The sequence below is a fragment of the Sphingomonas flavida genome (assembly GCF_036663655.1).
Classification (GTDB): Bacteria; Pseudomonadota; Alphaproteobacteria; order Sphingomonadales; family Sphingomonadaceae; genus Sphingomonas.
The window spans coordinates 1-15,744 of the sequence record NZ_JAXOJH010000002.1 but is presented as its reverse complement, the minus strand read 5'-3'; the positions used below and the strand labels follow the sequence as shown (position 1 = coordinate 15,744).

The following is a 15,744-nucleotide window of genomic DNA, read 5'->3' as shown; positions in this document are numbered from 1 at the left end:
GATCAGGCCAATTCCACACCATTCGTCGCAGCCCAGGCACCAAGCGCCCCGCGCATGTCCCGCACCGGATGGGCGAGCAGCCGCGTCATCTCGGCGGTGATCGCCGCGCGGTCTAGCGAGCGGATCATGGCCTTGACCGGGCCCACCGCCGCCGGGGTGATCGACAGCCGGTCGATGCCGAGGCCGATCAGCGCCATCGCCTCCAGCGGGCGGCCGCCCATCTCGCCGCACACGCCGATCGGCACCCCCGCCGCGTGGGCCGGCTCGACCACCCGGCGCAGGAAGCGCAGGATCGACGGGCTCAGCCAGTCATAGCGTTCGGCCAGCTTCGGGTTCGCACGATCGGCGGCGAACAGGAACTGGGTCAGGTCGTTGGTGCCGATCGACAGGAAATCGACGTTCGGCAGGATCAGGTCGAGCTGTTCGGCGAGCGCCGGCACCTCGAGCATCGCGCCGTAGCGGACGTCGAGCGGCAGGCGACGCCCGCGCGAACCCAGCCAGGCGCGCTGCGCCTCGAACAGCGCCTTGGCCTCGTCGAACTCCCATGCCTCCGACACCATCGGGAACATGATGTTCAGGGTGCGTCCCGCCCCCGCCTCGATCAGCGCGCGCGCCTGCGCCTTCATCAGGCCGTCGCGCTCCAGCGCCAGGCGCAGCGCGCGCCAGCCCATGGCCGGGTTTTCCTCGTCGCCGGGGTCGGTGTTGAGATAGGGCAGAGCCTTGTCGCCGCCGATGTCGATGGTGCGGAACACCACCGGCCGGTCGCCCGCCGCCTCCATGACGTCGCGGTACAGCCGCTGCTGTCGTTCGCGCTGCGGCAGGGTGGCGGAAACCAGGAACTGGAACTCGGTGCGGAACAGCCCGATCCCGTCCGCACCCGTGGTGTCGAGCGCGGCGGCATCGTCGCGCAGCCCGGCATTGACCATCAGGGTGACGCGGTGTCCGTCCTTCGTCACCGGCGGCACGTCGCGCAGCGCCGCAAAGGCCGCGCGCCGCTTCTGGCGAAGCTGCAGCTTGGCCTCGAACGCCTCCTCCATCGCCGCGGTCGGACGGACCAGAACGCTGCCCTCCGCCACGTCGAGCAGCAACTGGTCGCCGTCCGCGATCTGGCGGCGCACATCGCTGACCCGGCCCAGCACCGGCACGCCCATGGCGCGCGCGACGATGATGACATGCGCGGTCAGCGACCCTTCCTCCAGGATCACGCCCTTCAGCCGCCGCCGGTCATACTCCAGCAGCTCGGCCGGACCCAGGTTGCGCGCGAGCAGGATCGTGTCCTGCCGCAGCCCCATCTGCGCTGCCGTGCCCATCTGGCCCGACACGATGCGCAGCAGCCGGTTGGACAGGTCCTCCAGGTCGTGCATCCGGTCGGCGAGCAGCGGATCGTCGATCTGGCGCATCCGCTGGCGCGTGCGCTGCTGCACCCGCTCGATCGCGGCCTCCGCGGTCAGGCCGCTGTCGATCGCCTCGTTGATCCGGCGCGCCCAGCCCTCGTCATAGGCGAACATCTTGTAGGTCTCGATGACCTCGACATGCTCGCCCGCCACGCCGAACTCGGCCTCGCGCGCCATGCGGTCGATCTGTTCGCGCATCTTGTCGAACGCGGCATAGACGCGGCGGCGCTCCGCATCGATATCCTCGGCCACCGTATGCTCGATGAAGATGCGCGGCTGGTGATAGACGGCAAAGCCACTGCCCATCCCCTCGACCAGCTTCTGGCCCGACAGGCGGATCGTCGCGGTCATCTGCGGCCGGGCCCCCGCCGCGCCCGCCGCGTCGATCAGCCCGGCATTGGCGATCAGCTCGGACAGGACCATGGCGACGGTCTGCAGCGCCTCGATCTCGACATCGGCATATTTGCGCGGCTCGCTATGCTGGACCGCCAGCACGCCCACCGCCCGCTCGCGCCGGATGATCGGCACGCCCGCAAAGCTGTGGAAGCGGTCCTCGCCGGTTTCGGGCTTGTAGGCGAAGTCGGGATGGCTGGCGGCTTCGTCGAGGTTCAGCACCTCGACATCCTCGGCGATGGTGCCGACAAGGCCTTCGCCCATCGCCAGCTTGGTGACGTGCACCGCCTCCTCGGCCAGGCCGCGCGTCGCGAACAGCTCCAGCACGCCCTCGCGCAGCAGATAGATCGAGCAGACCTCGCTGCCGATCGCCTCGCCGATGATCTGGACCACCTGGTTAAGCTTGGCTTGGGCGGGGGTGCGCGACGCCATCACGTCGTGCAGACGAACGAGGATCTCGCGGGCGGAGGCGGCGGCCGAAACGGGCATGGCAACAGGGCTAACAGACGGAGTGCGGCGGTGTCATGCTCTAATATCGCACAGCCGTGCCTTTTCATCCTTTGTCATGTTTCGCGGACCGGGTGATCCGCCGGGATATCCGCCAGCCTCGCGCCGTGGCACCTGGCCTGCATCCCGAGAGTTCAGCACTCATGGCCAATGGCCCCGAGTTGCCAGTCATTGACATCGGGTCATTGTTGGCAGGTTCCTGCATTAGTCTGCTCTAGATTGGCAGAATCTGCTTTACCGGCACCCCTTACGCACCGACTTTGATCGGAAATGCCGTCGCAACCTCGCTATGCTTGGCGGCATAGCGACAAAGGCGAGGAAGCATGGCGGACCTGAGCAACACCCGGATGGCGACGCGCGCCATTCACCATGGATATGACCCGTCCGCCCATGACGGTGCGCTGTCCCCGCCCATGTACCTGACCTCCACCTTCGTGTTCGATTCGGTCGAGGCGGGCGCGGACATGTTTGCCGGAACTGCGCCGGGCCATGTCTATTCGCGCATCTCCAACCCGACCCTCGACCTGCTCGAGCGGCGTTGCGCCAGTCTGGAAAATGCCGAGGCGGGTCTGGCGCTGGCGTCGGGCATGGGGGCGATCTGCGCGGTCATGTGGACCTTCCTGTCACCCGGCGACACGGTACTGACCGACAAGACGCTGTACGGCTGCACCTTCGCCTTCCTGCGCGATGGCCTGGCGCGGTTCGGGATCACGGTGACCCATGTCGACATGACCGACACCGAAGCCGTCGCGGATGCGATCACCCCGGCGACGCGCATCATCTATTTCGAAACGCCCGCCAACCCGAACATGCGCCTGGTCGACATCGCCGCCATCGCGCACATCGCCAAGCCCGCCGGGGTCCGGCTGGTGGTCGACAACACCTATGCCACCCCGATCCTGACCCGGCCGATCGAGCTGGGCGCGGATATCGTCGTCCATTCGGCCACCAAGTATCTGGGTGGGCATGGCGACCTGGTCGGCGGCATCGCGGTCGGCCGGGCCGAGGACATGGCGCAGGTGCGGATGCAGGGATTGAAGGACCTGACCGGCGCGGTCATGTCGCCGTTCAACGCCATGCTGCTGCTGCGCGGGATCAAGACGCTGAAGCTGCGCATGACCGAGCATTGCGCCAATGCCGCCGCCGTCGCCCGCTATCTCGATGCCCATCCGGGCGTGGCGAAGGTCCATTATCCAGGGCTGGAAAGCTTTCCCCAGCATGATCTAGCCAGGCGGCAAATGCCCGGCTTCGGCGCGATGATCGCCTTCGAGCTGGTCGCGGGGCTGGCGGCGGGGCGCAGCATGATGAACCGCCTGGCGCTGATCCGCCGCGCGGTGTCGCTGGGCGATACCGAGTCGCTGATCCAGCACCCTGCCTCGATGACCCATTCGACCTACACGCCCGAGGAACGTGCCGCGCACGGCATTCCCGAGGGGCTGATCCGCCTGTCGGTCGGGATCGAGGATGTTGCCGACATCATCGCCGACCTGGACCAGGCGCTGGCCATGCCGGTGCACGACGCCACGCCCGCGCGGGCCGCCTGATTGGAGACGCCGCCGTCTTACGTTAGGCGGCATATCCTCGATCACGGAAAGGGCAGGCGTTGGACGACAAGGATCGGCAGATCATCGCGGCGTTGCAGGCCAATGGCCGCCTGACCAACCAGGAACTGTCGGAACAGGTCAACCTGCCGCCCTCCCCCTGCCTGCGGCGGTTGCGGATGCTGGAGAATGCGGGCGTCATTCGCGGCTATACCGCCGTGATCGACGAGGAGGCGTACGGCCTGCCCGTCACCGCGCTGGTCCGCATCCGCCTGCAAAAGCATGACGACGCCACCGTCGCCGCGTTCGAGGCGGCGATCGGCGGCATGGATGCGGTGCTCGATTGCTATGTCATGACGGGCAGCGATGACTATCTGCTGCGCGTGCTGGTCGCCTCGCTGAAGGACTATGAGGATTTCGTGCGCTCGAAACTCCACCCGATCGCCGGGATCGCCGCGATCGACACCAGCTTCGCCTATGGGATCGTCAAACGCTCCACGGTCTTCCCTGGCGTCCGGCGCGGCGGCTGACCGGGCGCTCCGGCAGGTATAGGGTCGACCGAATCATATATCCGCGGTGACGCTGGCCGTGACGCGTCGGCCCGGCAGCAGGGTGTATCCGCCGCCGCCCGATACCCGCCAGCCAAAGACATCCGCCACGTTGCGCACCTGGACCCGGAACAACGTCGGCACGCGGCCGATGCGGCTGCGATAACGGGTGCCCAGGTCGAGGATCGCGCGTGCCGGAAGCGTCGCGGTGTTCGCGGCATTGGCGGTCCGGCGCGCCTCGAACGTCGCATGACCATCGATTGAAAAGCCGGCGAGCCCAGGGATGCGATAATCGGCGCTGGCATCGACGAACAGGGGCGTGCGGCCGATCGGGCGCGCGCCGATCCGCCCGTCGTCGACCGCCTGGCCCGTTACGCGGGGGTGCAGCCATACCGTCCCGGCGACCAGGCTCAGCCCTTCCAGCGGACTGCCCGACAGCGATGCCTCGGCCCCGCGATGCGTGACCGTGCCCAGCTGGCGAAACAGGCCGTCACGCCGGTCGAGATCGAAATAGGGCTTGGCGATGTCGAACACCGCCGCCGTCGCGCGCCAGCCGCCGGAAAAGGCGTAGCGGACACCCGCTTCATATTGCCGGGTGCGCAGCGCGGGGAGCGCCGCGCCGGGGTTGCCCGCATTGCCCGGTGCGATGCCGCTTTCCTCCAGCCCCCGCGTCGTCGCGGCATACACCGTCAGGCGATCGGTCGGCAGCAGCGCGAGCGCGGCGTTCCACAGCCAGGGCCGGTCGCGCTCGATGACGACCGGCGCGCCCGGCACCGCGACCAGCTTGCGATAATCGGTCCGCGTCAGCCCGAGATTGACTTCGAGCCGCCGGGCCCAGCGGATTTCGTATCCGATCGCATAGCTCGTCTGACGTACATCGTCGCGCGTGCGCTCGCCGGGCACCAGCGAGGGCCGGGGCTCGTCCACGGGAACGCCGATCGTCGCCAGCCCGAAATCGACGGTGGCCAGCCCGCCATAGCGCGCCGCCACATTGCGGGCCCGGACCGAGGCGAGCAGCCGGTGACGACGCGCGCCCTCCTCGATCAGGCGACTGACCCGCAACTCGCCCGAGGTCGAGGCGGTCGTCTGGTCCTCCCCCGCCAGCACGAAGGAACGGCCGACCCCGCTCGCATCCACCCCGCGATAAAAGGCGGTGTGATATTCGTCGCGCGCGAAACGGCTGCGAAAGGCACCGGCCGCGACCTGCCACGGACCGAACGTCGCCTTGGCCAACCCGCCATAATTGAAGGCCTGCCCCGCCCAGTCGGCCCAATCTTGTCCGAAGAAGCGGCGGCGCGCGATGCGCTGCGGCACGCGGCCGTCGACGGTGAAGATCGTCGGCGCCTGTTCCTCGTCGCCAAAGCTGTAGCCGCCATAGAAGCCGGTCAGTTCGACATCGTCGACCGGGCGTACGCGCGCGATCCCGCCATAGCTGACGTACCAGCCACCGGCGCCGCTGACATATTCATCATCATATAGGCCGAAATCGAGGTTCACGCCGACGCGGTCGCCGATCGGGATCGCGGCATCGACGATCAGGTCGGTGCCCAGATAGTCCCCGCTGTTCACCTGCACGCTGACGACCGGCCTGGTTCCGGCGCGACGCAGGTCATAGTCGATGATCCCGGTCGGCGCGGGCAGCGGATAGCCAAAGGCGCTGAGGCCGACGCGGGTCGTCGATCCGCGCGTGATGACGCTGCTCAGGATTGCCGCGCGATCCCAATAGACACCCTCGATCCGGTTGTTGCCCGCCTCGGTCGCGCTGAACCCGCGTACTTCGCCACTGGCATAGATGCCGATCGATTCGCTGCCCACGCTCTTGCCGAAGCCATCCTCGGCCTCGCGCACCGTATTTTCGGCGGTGCGCTGCGCGGCGGCGGGCGCGTGCCAGCCACCGGCGACCAGCACCAGCCCCCAGGCCAGGCGTCTCACAGCGCGAGGGCGATCCGGGCGCGGATCGTGCGCGGTGCGCCGGGCGTGATCCATATGTTCGAATAGCTGCTTTCGAGATAATAGGCGTCGAACAGATTCTCGCCGTCCAGGTGCGCCGATACACCTTGGCGCACCTGATAGGACAGGTTGAGACGCGCGGTGGTATAGCCCGGCAGGCGAAAACCGCTGGCGACGTCATCGCCCGGCCGCTCGCCGACATAGGTCACGCCCGTCCCGATACCGACCGATCCCGGTTCGCTGCCCCGCGACTGCCAGAAGGCATAGGCGGCCCCGCTGTGACGCGGGATGTTCGACAGGCTGCTGCCGGTCAGGCCCGGCCGCGTGTCGCGCGTCACCCGCGCGTTGGTATAGGCATAGACGCCGGTCAGGGTCAGCCGGTTTCCGGCGCGGTAGTTGACGTCGGCCTCCACGCCCCGGCTGCGCGCCGCGCCGGTGGCGATGGAAAAACCGGAATTGGCCGGATCGTTCACCAGGACGTTGTGCTTGGTGATCCGGAACAGCGAGACGGTGCCGGTCAGCCTCTTGTCCAGCGCCGCGATCTTGACCCCGCCTTCCCACGCCTCGCCGCGCTCCGGCGCGAACGGGTTGGCGACGGCGTCGACACCCTGGTTGAACCGGAACGACCGGCCCCAGCTGATATAGGTCGAGAGATGCTCGCTGGGCGCGAAGGTAAAGGCGGCGCGCGGGGAGGTCGCCTGGGGGCGCTGGCGGTCGGTACGGCCGTTGCGGAAGTTCAAATTGTCCTGCCGAACCCAGTCATGGCGGATGCCGAGGAGCAGCGAGAAGCGATCGTCGAGCGTCAGCAGGTCCTGCGCATAGACGCTGTGCCCGCTCAGCTTTTCGAGCAGATCCTGGTTGACCGGGGCGACCGGCTTGGGCTGGCCATAGACCGGCTTGAAGATGTCAATGGCATAGGGCTGCGCCGCCGTCGGGCTGAACCGGTAGAAGATGCGCCGCTGGTCATAGCCGAACGCGTCGGCGCCGACCCGCATCTGATGACCGATGCCGAGCAGCGTGCGATTGGCGCTCAGTTCGATGCGCCCCGACAGATCCTGCCAGCGATAATCGTGGATGCGCAACTGCCGCCACAGCTGCGTGCCGACCAGTCTGCTATTGTGCGTCGACTGCCCCAGCAGCGCGCCGTCGCGATACTGGACGCCGCCCTCCAGCGCGACGCCGGGGCCGAGATCGATATAGGCGGTCGCCTGATGCTGCGACGTGCGCTGGGTCATCTGCCCGTCATCGGGCTCGCCCAGGAACCGGCTGCGCGGCAGGGCGCGCCCATCGCCGTTCACCGCTACCAACCCGCGATCATGGGTGAAATGCACCAGGTTATACTCGAGCTGGTAGAGCAGCCGGACCCGGTCGTTCAACCGCCAGCCGACCGACGGCGCGAACAGCAGCCGGTCGTTATGGACGAAGTCGCGGAAGCTGCCCCCGTCCTGATAGACGCCGATCACCCGTGCTGACAGCCCGGCCGCCGCCGGACCGCCCACGTCGAACATGCCGCGCCACGTGTCGAAGCTGGCATAGCCAAACTCGCCGCCCGCATGAAAAACGTCGCGCGGGGCCTTGGTCACGATGTTGATCGATCCGCCCGGTTCGCCCTTGCCCGATAGCGCCGAGGCCGGGCCCTTCAGCACCTGGAAGCTTTCGACCGTCGCCACGTCGCGGCGCGCATTGAAGCCGCGATTGGCGCTGAAGCGATTGACCAGCAGGTCCGGCCCCTGATTGATATCGCCGGAAAATCCCCGGATCGCATAGGCATCCCAGGCGCCGCCGAAACTGTTCTGCCGCGACATGCCGCCCGCCAGATCGAAGAGCTGCGACAGGTCGGTAAAGCCGGTCTGCGCGATCAGCGTATCATCGAGCAGCCGGACATTCTGCGGCAGGAGATGCGGATCGATGGCAAGACCGTTGATGCTGGCATTGGCCTGGCGTGACCCGGTGATCAGAATTTCATCCGACTGCGCGTCGGTTGCCGGTGCCGGATCGGTCGCCTTCTCGTTCGCCGACGCGCTTGCTGCCATCAGCATCGGCACGAGCATCAGGACCGGTCCGAACCGGCGCAGGCAGATCGTCATGAATGTTCCCCCGAACAAATGATATATTGTTACCTTGCGGTCAAAACCGATTGCGTAGCCGCTGTCAATGCTATGATACATCATCACTGTTGACGATCATGCCTCTCGGAGGGCAGGAAGCCCGGCATGTCGACGATATCCCCGATGCCCGCCGCCGCGCCCGAAATCTCCATGGAGGATGCGATCCTGCATTATGGTGCACACCGCGTGCTCGACGGCCTGACGCTGTCGATGGCGGCGGGTGAGATCTATGCGCTGCTCGGCGGCAACGGCGCGGGCAAGTCGACCACCTTGTCGGCGCTGCTCGGTTTCGTCCGGGTCGATGGCGGCCGCGTGCGGGTGGGCGGGATCGACCCGGCGGCCGATCCTGATGCGGCGCGGCGGCGCATTGCCTATCTGCCGGAAAATGTCGCGCTCTACGAACATCTGAGCGCGGTCGAGAATGCCGATTACCTGCTCGCATTGTCGGGCACCCCGCGCGAGCGGACGGCGATCACCGATGCCCTGGCGGCGGCGGGGCTGCAGGAGCGGGCCTTCGACCAGCGGCTGGGCGGCTTTTCCAAGGGGATGCGCCAAAAGGTCGCGATCGCGGTGGCGCTGTTGCGCGAGGTGCCGGTGCTGCTGCTCGACGAGCCGACCTCGGGCCTCGATCCGCGTGCGACCGCCGACTTCAACGCGCTGCTCCATGCGGTCCGCGCGCGTGGCACCGCCGTGCTGATGGTGACGCACGACCTGCTCAGCGCCGCCGATGTCGCCGATCGCATCGGCTTCCTCGAGGGCGGACGGATCGTCGCGGAGGTCGCGGCGGAGGGCAAGGACCGGTTCGACGTGCGGGCGCTGCACGACCGGTTCGCGGGGGCGGCCGGGGCATGAGCGCCGTCTCGCTGATCGCCCGCGACGAATTGCGGCTGATGCGGCGCAACCGCGTCGCGGTGACCGCGATCCTGCTGCTGCTGGTCCTGACGCTGGTCGCGGTCATCACGTCCTGGACACATCAACAGGGCATTGCCGACAATCGCGCGCGCAACCAGGCGGAGGCGAACCACGCGTTCGAGGCGCAGCCAGACCGCCACCCGCACCGCGTCGTCCACTATGGCCATTTCATCTTCCGCCCGCTGGGGCCGCTGGCCGCGTTCGATCCGGGGGTCGACGCCTTTACCGGCAACACCATGTTCCTCGAAGGGCATCGCCAGAACACCAGCAATTTCGGCGATGTGCGGCAAAGCTCGGCACTGGTCCGCTTCGGCCAGTTGACCCCGGCCTTCGTCCTTCAGGCGGTGGCCCCGCTGCTGCTGATCTTCCTGGGATACGGCGCCGTCGCGCGCGAGACCGAGGGGGGAACACTGCGACCGCTGATGTTGCAGGGGGCATCGGCGCGCGCGATCGTGCTGGGCAAGCTCGCCGCGCTGGGCGTCGTGGCGTTGCTCGTCGGGCTGCCCGCGATGGTCGGCTTCGTCCTGATATCCGGTCAGCCGGGGGCGTTCGCCGGGCCGATGGCGGCGATCGCGCTGGCCTATGCCGCCTATCTGGCGTTGTGGGTCGTGGTGATCATCCTGGTCTCGATGCTGGTCCGCCGGCGGCGCGATGCGTTGCTGGCACTGCTGGCGGTGTGGGCGGTGACCGTCGTGCTGCTGCCGCGCGTCGCGCCCGATATGGCGAGCGCGGCCTATCCGCTCGCCAACCGCCTGCAGACCGATGTCGCCATCGCCCGGGACCTGCGCCAGATGGGCGACACCCACAATCCCGACGACCCGCATTTCGCGAAGTTCAAGGCGGACGTGCTGAAACGCTATGGCGTCACCCGCATCGAGGATCTGCCGGTCAACTATAAGGGCCTGCTGGCGCTCGACGGCGAGGCGATGACCAGCCGGTTGTTCGACCGTTATGCCGCCGACAGCTTCGCCACCCAGGCGCGACAGAACGCGCTGGTCACCGGTGCCGGCCTGCTCAGCCCGACCATCGCCCTGCGCCAGGCGTCGATGGCGGCGGCGGGCACCGACTTTGCCGGGCACCGGCGCTTCCTCGAACAGGCGGAGGCCTATCGCTATGCCCTCGTCCAGCGGCTGAACCGCTTGCAGGCCGAGGCGGTCAGCTATGCCGACGATACCGCCAAGGATGCCGGTGCCGACCGGCGCAAGCGAATCGGCGCGGACAATTGGCGGCGGATGCCCGAATTCGCCTTCGTCCAGCCCGATGCCGCGACGCTGGTCCGCGCCAGCCTTCCGGGATTGGCGATCGTGTCGGGCTGGCTGGTGCTGGCCATGGGCGCGCTGGCCCTTGCCACCCGCCGACTGGGAGCGAAGTGATGGCGATCTGGAAGCATGAGCTGCGGCTGTTGCTGCGGTCGCGCATGGCGAGCATCGCGCTGGTCCTGCTGGGCGTGCTCAGCATAGCCGCCGTCGCTGCCGGCATGGCCGAAATCGCGCGACAGCGGGCCGCGATCGACGCGGTCGCCGCCGCGCAGGCCGAGGATGTCGGGGCGATCGCCACCTTCGTCGATCGTGAAAAAGACGCCGGAAGCGCCGCCTATTACACCTTCCACCCCACCTGGGACACGCCCGCGCCGCTGGCCTTCGCGGCGATCGGGATGCGCGACGTCGCGCCCTATATCCTGCGCGTCCGCGCACTGGGGCTGGAGGCGCAGATCTATGACGGCGACACCTTCAATCCCGAACTCGCGCTGCCGGGGCGGTTCGATTTCGCCTTCGTGCTGGTGTTCCTTGCGCCGCTGTTCGTCATCGCCCTGTTCCACGACCTGAAGTCGGGCGAGCGGGAGGCGGGACGCGCGCGGATGCTGGGCGCGTTGCCGGGGGCGCGGCGGCTGTGGCTGCGGCGCGGGCTGCTCCGCTTCGCGCTCCTGCTGGCGGCGCTGGCGTTGCCGTTCGTGGTCGGCGCGGTACTGTCGGGGGTGGCCGCCTGGGCGATCCTGCTCGTGGTGGCGGTGACGGGGGCGTATCTGCTGTTCTGGATCGGACTGGCCGGGCTGGTCTCACGGCTGGGCCATGGATCGACCGCCAATGCCGCGACGCTGGCGGGATCATGGCTGGTGCTCGTGCTGGTCATCCCGACGCTCGCCAATGTCGTCATCAACCGCGCCATTCCGGTCGACGAAGGCGCCAAGATCGCCCTGGCCCAGCGCGAGAATGTCCATCACGCCTGGGAAATCCCGCGCGAAGATACGATGCGCCGCTTTTATGCCAGCCACCCCGAATGGGCGAACTCGCCGCCCTTGCCCGAGGCCTTCCACTATAAATGGTATTTCGCCTTCCATCAGAATGGCGACGAAAGCGTGGCCGGTCGGGTTAGGGCCTATCGCCACGGCCTGGAGCGCCGCGCCGCGACCGCCGATGCGCTGGGTTGGCTCCTGCCCTCGGTCGGCGTGCAGGCACTGCTGACGCGGCTGGCCGATACCGATCTGGCGGCACAACTCGCCTATCAGGACCGTATTCGCGCCTTCCATCACCGGCTGCGCGATTTCTACTATGCCTATATCTTCCGCGACCGCCCGTTCGCGCGCGCGGATTTCGCCAAGGCTCCCCGTTTTGGGGCCGGGGGCGGCGAGCGGTGATGCGTCGCAAGACATAGCCGCAACCGAACGCTATGGGGGCGGGATGGCCCGGCTGCTGCTGTTCAACAAACCCTTCGGGGTCCTGTCGCAATTCACCGATCGCGGATCGCCGACGGTTCGCTCGACCTTGTCGGACTTCATTACGGTGAAGGGCGTCTATCCCGCCGGGCGGCTCGATCGCGACAGCGAGGGCCTGCTGCTGCTGTGCGATGACGGGCGACTACAGGCACGCATTGCCGATCCCCGCTTCAAGATGCCCAAGACCTATCTCGTACAGGTCGAAGGCGATCCGCAGGAGCCGGAACTGGACCGTTTGCGGCGGGGCGTCGAACTCAAGGACGGCATGACCCTGCCCGCCGATATCGCTCGTATCGACGCACCGGACCTGTGGCTGCGCGATCCGCCTATCCGCCAGCGTCAGTCCATCCCCGACAACTGGCTGAAAATCACCATCCGCGAAGGGCGCAACCGGCAAGTGCGGCGCATGACCGCAGCGGTCGGGCTGCCCACGCTGCGCCTGGTCCGCTGGTCGATCGGCGACTGGTCCGTCGCCGGGATCGCGCCGGGCCAGTTCGAGGAGGTTTCCCACCTGGCCAAGGGCAGCAACCGATGACGCCGTTTCGTCGGGAGTTGGGGAAAGGCTGGCGGGACGGCGCATCATCAGTTCACTCCCGGCCGGTTGCCGCCAACCACGCAAACTGATGTGAGGCGGCGCTCAGAGGGGCTTTGCGGCTTCCTCGCCCGATAGCCCGCAGAAAAGCCAAACCGCAGAGTTCGGAATTCCCATGAATTATCGCCACTCCTTCCATGCCGGCAACAGCGCCGATGTCGTCAAGCACAGCCTGCTGATCGCGCTCGTCCGCGCCTTGCAGCAGAAACAGGGCGCGTTGACGCTGATCGACACCCATGCCGGCTGCGGAATCTATGACCTTGGCGGCGAGCAGGCCCAGCGCACTGGGGAAGCCGCGCAAGGGGTGATGCGGGCCTTTGCCGACGCGGATCCCTTGCTGGATGACTATCGCGCCGCCATCCGGGCGGTGAATGTCGGGGCGGAGCCACGCCTCTACCCCGGATCGCCACGGTTCCTGGCGCAACTCCTACGCCAGCAGGACCTGCTGATCGTCAACGAAAAGCATCCCGAGGACGCCTATGCGCTACGCGGCGCGATGCGCGGCACGCCGGCCGCCGTGCATGAGCGTGATGCCTATGAACTCTGGCTGGCGATGCTCCCCACCCGCACGCCGCGCGGCGTGCTGGTGGTCGATCCCCCCTATGAGCAGACCGACGAACGCGCCCGCATCACGACGACCCTCGCCGCGGCGCACCGCAAATGGGCGCATGGCGTGACCGTCATCTGGTATCCGCTGAAGGACCGCGCGACGCATCAGCGGTGGAAGAATGATCTGCGCAGGCTCGGCATCCCGAAATTCCTGGCGGTCGAGCATTGGCTCTATGACGCAGATCAGCCCGCCATCTACAACGGCGCAGGCCTGTTCATCGTCAATCCACCCTATGCCTTCACGCAAGGATTGCCGCCCCTGCTGGAAGCCCTCCGCGCCACCCTGGCGCCGGAAGGGCATCGCGGCGAGATCACCGCGGATTGGCTCGTCGATTGAAGGTTAACCCGATTCCGGACTCAGGCTCCGGGGCGGACATGCCGTCCTGGATATTTGACTGGGCCAAACCGAAGCACCAACCCGACCGTGCCGCTTGAAGCCGATCGACGGGCCGATGCCGAGCAAATCGGCGATCTCCCATCACGGATCACCACGCCAGGATGGCGCGATACTTAAAGCTGGAAGGAAATGGTGCACCCGACTGGATTCGAACCAGTGGCCTCTGCCTTCGGAGGGCAGCGCTCTATCCAGCTGAGCTACGGGTGCGTGGGCTGGCCGACTAGCATCGCGCGTTCTTCCACGCCAGTCCTTTTTATCCGGCCAGCATTTTTACGCTGCCGCCTTGACCGCCGGGGCGGGCGTCTTGGGGCGATAGGCGCACAGGTCCACGACCGGGCAGCGCCAGCATTCGGGCCGCCTGGCCTTGCAGACATAGCGGCCGTGCAGGATCAGCCAGTGATGGGCATGCACCCGGAACGGTGCCGGGGTCGCCTTGTCCAGCTTCAGCTCGACCGCCAGCACCGTCTTGCCCTTGGCCAGGCCGGTGCGGTTGCACACGCGGAAGATGTGCGTATCGACTGCGAAGGTCTCGTGCCCGAAGGCGACGTTCAGGACGACATTGGCGGTCTTGCGCCCCACCCCGGGCAGCCGCTCCAGATCGGCACGCTCCTGCGGCACCTCGCCGCCATAATCGTCGACCAGCATCTGCGACAGGGCGATGACGTTCTTGGCCTTGGTGTTGAACAGGCCGATCGTCCTGATATGGGCTTTGAGCCCCTCTTCGCCGAGTTCCAGCATCTTCTGGGGCGTGTCGACCTCGGCAAACAGCGCGCGCGTGGCCTTGTTCACGCCGACATCCGTCGCCTGCGCCGACAGCGCGACCGCGACGACCAGCGTATAGGGATTACGGAATTCCAGCTCGGTCTCGGGATGCGGGTTCGCCTCCGCCAGCCGGTGGTAGAATTCGACGACGTCCGCCTTCTTCATGGTTCTTACAGGCCCAGCACGTCGCCCATGCGATAGCGCCCCGGCGCCTGCCCCGCGAGCCACAGCGCCGCACGTACCGCGCCGCGCGCGAAGATGCTGCGGTCCTGCGCGAAATGGCCCAGCGTCACCCGCTCGCCCTCGCCCGCGAAGATCACCTCATGATCGCCGATCACCGAGCCGCCACGCAAAGCCGCCAGACCGATCGTCCCCTCGGTCCGCGCACCGACCAGCCCGGCGCGACCATCGACGCGCAACTCGGACAGCGGATGCCCCCGTCCCGCCGCCGCCGCCTCCCCCAGCAGCAGCGCGGTGCCGGAAGGCGCGTCGAGCTTGTGCCGGTGATGCATCTCGGTGATCTCGATGTCCCAGTCGCTGCCCAGCCGCGCCGCCGCCTCGCGCACCAGATTGGCGAGCAGCGTGATGCCGAGCGAGGTATTGCCGGTCTGGAGCACCGCGATCTCCGTCGCGGCGGCGTCGATCGCGGCGTGTTGCGCAGGCGACAGGCCGGTGGTGCCGATCACGATCGGCGTGCGCGCCGCGCGGGCGGCGGCCAGATGCACGTCCAGCGCCCCCGCGATCGAGAAGTCGACCAGCACATCGACCGCCTTGGCCAGTGCATCGGGATCGTCCCGCGAATCGCACCCACCCGCCAGCGTTGCGCCCTCACCCTCGATCAGGTCCGTGATGGCACGCCCCATGCGCCCGGCGCTGCCGTAGATGCCGATGGCGGTCATGCGGGAGCCTTGGGCGACGGGAGGGGGCGGGTGTTCATGGACGCCCCATTACACAGGTTATGGCTCGGGGAAAACCGGCTCGGCCGTGGCAGGTGAGCAAATCATGCAAATGCTGGATGTGGGACGTGACGACGTTTCGACACGCATACCCTTTGTCGGCTCACATATTGCAGCCAAAGCCGCCTCCGACAGACTGGCAGGCTAATTTCCGCCGTTGTCGACCTACCGCTGGTGCCCAGAAGAGGATTTTGCCGCCACCCTCCTAAGCCATTGAGAAATAACGACTTTTGTTTAGGCCGCTGTGTTGTTGCCCCCTAAATGCCTGACGGGGCCTCGCGGGTTTGCGTGATGTACTCGCGGGGCGAGCGATAGCCCAGCGCCTTGTGCGGGTGGACCTCGTTGTAGTGGGTCAGCCAGGC

General features: G+C 67.3%; 13 protein-coding genes and 1 tRNA gene. 7 read left to right on the top strand and 7 right to left on the bottom strand.

The window, feature by feature from the left end; all coding sequences use genetic code 11:
* Positions 1-2: 2 nt before the first annotated feature.
* On the bottom strand, positions 3-2,276 hold the full coding sequence (gene ptsP, locus U1703_RS02210) for a phosphoenolpyruvate--protein phosphotransferase (protein WP_332784421.1): 2,274 nt from the start codon (positions 2,274-2,276) through the stop codon (positions 3-5).
* Between the two features lie 341 nt (positions 2,277-2,617).
* Between ptsP and U1703_RS02205 the strand changes: the two genes are divergently transcribed.
* The gene (locus tag U1703_RS02205; RefSeq protein WP_332784420.1) at positions 2,618-3,838 is read left to right on the top strand and encodes a methionine gamma-lyase; all 1,221 of its coding nucleotides are present in this window, start codon (positions 2,618-2,620) and stop codon (positions 3,836-3,838) included.
* Between the two features lie 59 nt (positions 3,839-3,897).
* Positions 3,898-4,365, top strand: coding sequence for an Lrp/AsnC family transcriptional regulator (locus U1703_RS02200; RefSeq protein WP_332784419.1), 468 nt, complete (start codon positions 3,898-3,900; stop codon positions 4,363-4,365).
* A 33-nt stretch (positions 4,366-4,398) separates the two neighbouring features.
* Here the strand turns inward: U1703_RS02200 and U1703_RS02195 are convergent, their stop codons facing one another.
* Together U1703_RS02195 and U1703_RS02190 are read right to left on the bottom strand one after the other, a co-directional pair.
* Positions 4,399-6,315, bottom strand: a complete 1,917-nt coding sequence (locus U1703_RS02195) for a TonB-dependent receptor (RefSeq protein ID WP_332784418.1) — start codon at positions 6,313-6,315, stop codon at positions 4,399-4,401.
* Complete coding sequence (locus U1703_RS02190) at positions 6,312-8,420, bottom strand: TonB-dependent siderophore receptor (RefSeq protein WP_332784417.1); 2,109 nt, start codon at positions 8,418-8,420, stop codon at positions 6,312-6,314. The genes U1703_RS02195 and U1703_RS02190 overlap by 4 nt, the downstream gene beginning before the upstream one ends.
* A gap of 126 nt (positions 8,421-8,546) precedes the next feature.
* On the opposite strand from U1703_RS02190, the gene U1703_RS02185 reads away from it, so the two are divergent.
* From U1703_RS02185 to U1703_RS02165, 5 genes are all read left to right on the top strand, one after another.
* Entirely contained in the window at positions 8,547-9,293 is a 747-nt protein-coding gene (locus tag U1703_RS02185) for an ABC transporter ATP-binding protein (protein WP_332784416.1), read from the top strand.
* Positions 9,290-10,726: an ABC transporter permease gene (locus tag U1703_RS02180; protein WP_332784415.1), complete on the top strand. Its 1,437-nt coding sequence runs from the start codon at positions 9,290-9,292 to the stop codon at positions 10,724-10,726. Before U1703_RS02185 ends, U1703_RS02180 begins: the two co-directional genes overlap by 4 nt.
* Positions 10,726-11,988, top strand: coding sequence for a DUF3526 domain-containing protein (locus U1703_RS02175; RefSeq protein WP_332784414.1), 1,263 nt, complete (start codon positions 10,726-10,728; stop codon positions 11,986-11,988). The genes U1703_RS02180 and U1703_RS02175 overlap by 1 nt, the downstream gene beginning before the upstream one ends.
* Positions 11,989-12,031: 43 nt before the next feature.
* Positions 12,032-12,601, top strand: a complete 570-nt coding sequence (locus U1703_RS02170; RefSeq protein ID WP_320451741.1) for a pseudouridine synthase — start codon at positions 12,032-12,034, stop codon at positions 12,599-12,601.
* Between the two features lie 172 nt (positions 12,602-12,773).
* Entirely contained in the window at positions 12,774-13,604 is an 831-nt protein-coding gene (locus U1703_RS02165) for a 23S rRNA (adenine(2030)-N(6))-methyltransferase RlmJ (RefSeq protein WP_332784413.1), read from the top strand.
* Between the two features lie 190 nt (positions 13,605-13,794).
* Here U1703_RS02165 and U1703_RS02160 read toward each other — a convergent pair.
* The 4 genes from U1703_RS02160 to U1703_RS02145 form a co-directional block, all read right to left on the bottom strand.
* Positions 13,795-13,871, bottom strand: a tRNA-Arg gene (locus U1703_RS02160).
* Between the two features lie 63 nt (positions 13,872-13,934).
* Positions 13,935-14,591 carry an endonuclease III gene (nth, locus tag U1703_RS02155; RefSeq protein WP_332784412.1) on the bottom strand — a complete coding sequence of 219 codons (657 nt, stop codon included), beginning with the start codon at positions 14,589-14,591 and terminating at the stop codon, positions 13,935-13,937.
* Positions 14,592-14,596: 5 nt separating this feature from the next.
* Positions 14,597-15,325 (bottom strand): 4-hydroxy-tetrahydrodipicolinate reductase, encoded by a 729-nt coding sequence (gene dapB / locus U1703_RS02150; protein WP_332784411.1) that lies wholly within the window; start codon positions 15,323-15,325, stop codon positions 14,597-14,599.
* A 314-nt stretch (positions 15,326-15,639) separates the two neighbouring features.
* On the bottom strand, positions 15,640-15,744 hold a 105-nt coding region (locus U1703_RS02145), incomplete at its 5' end, for an integrase core domain-containing protein (protein WP_332784707.1).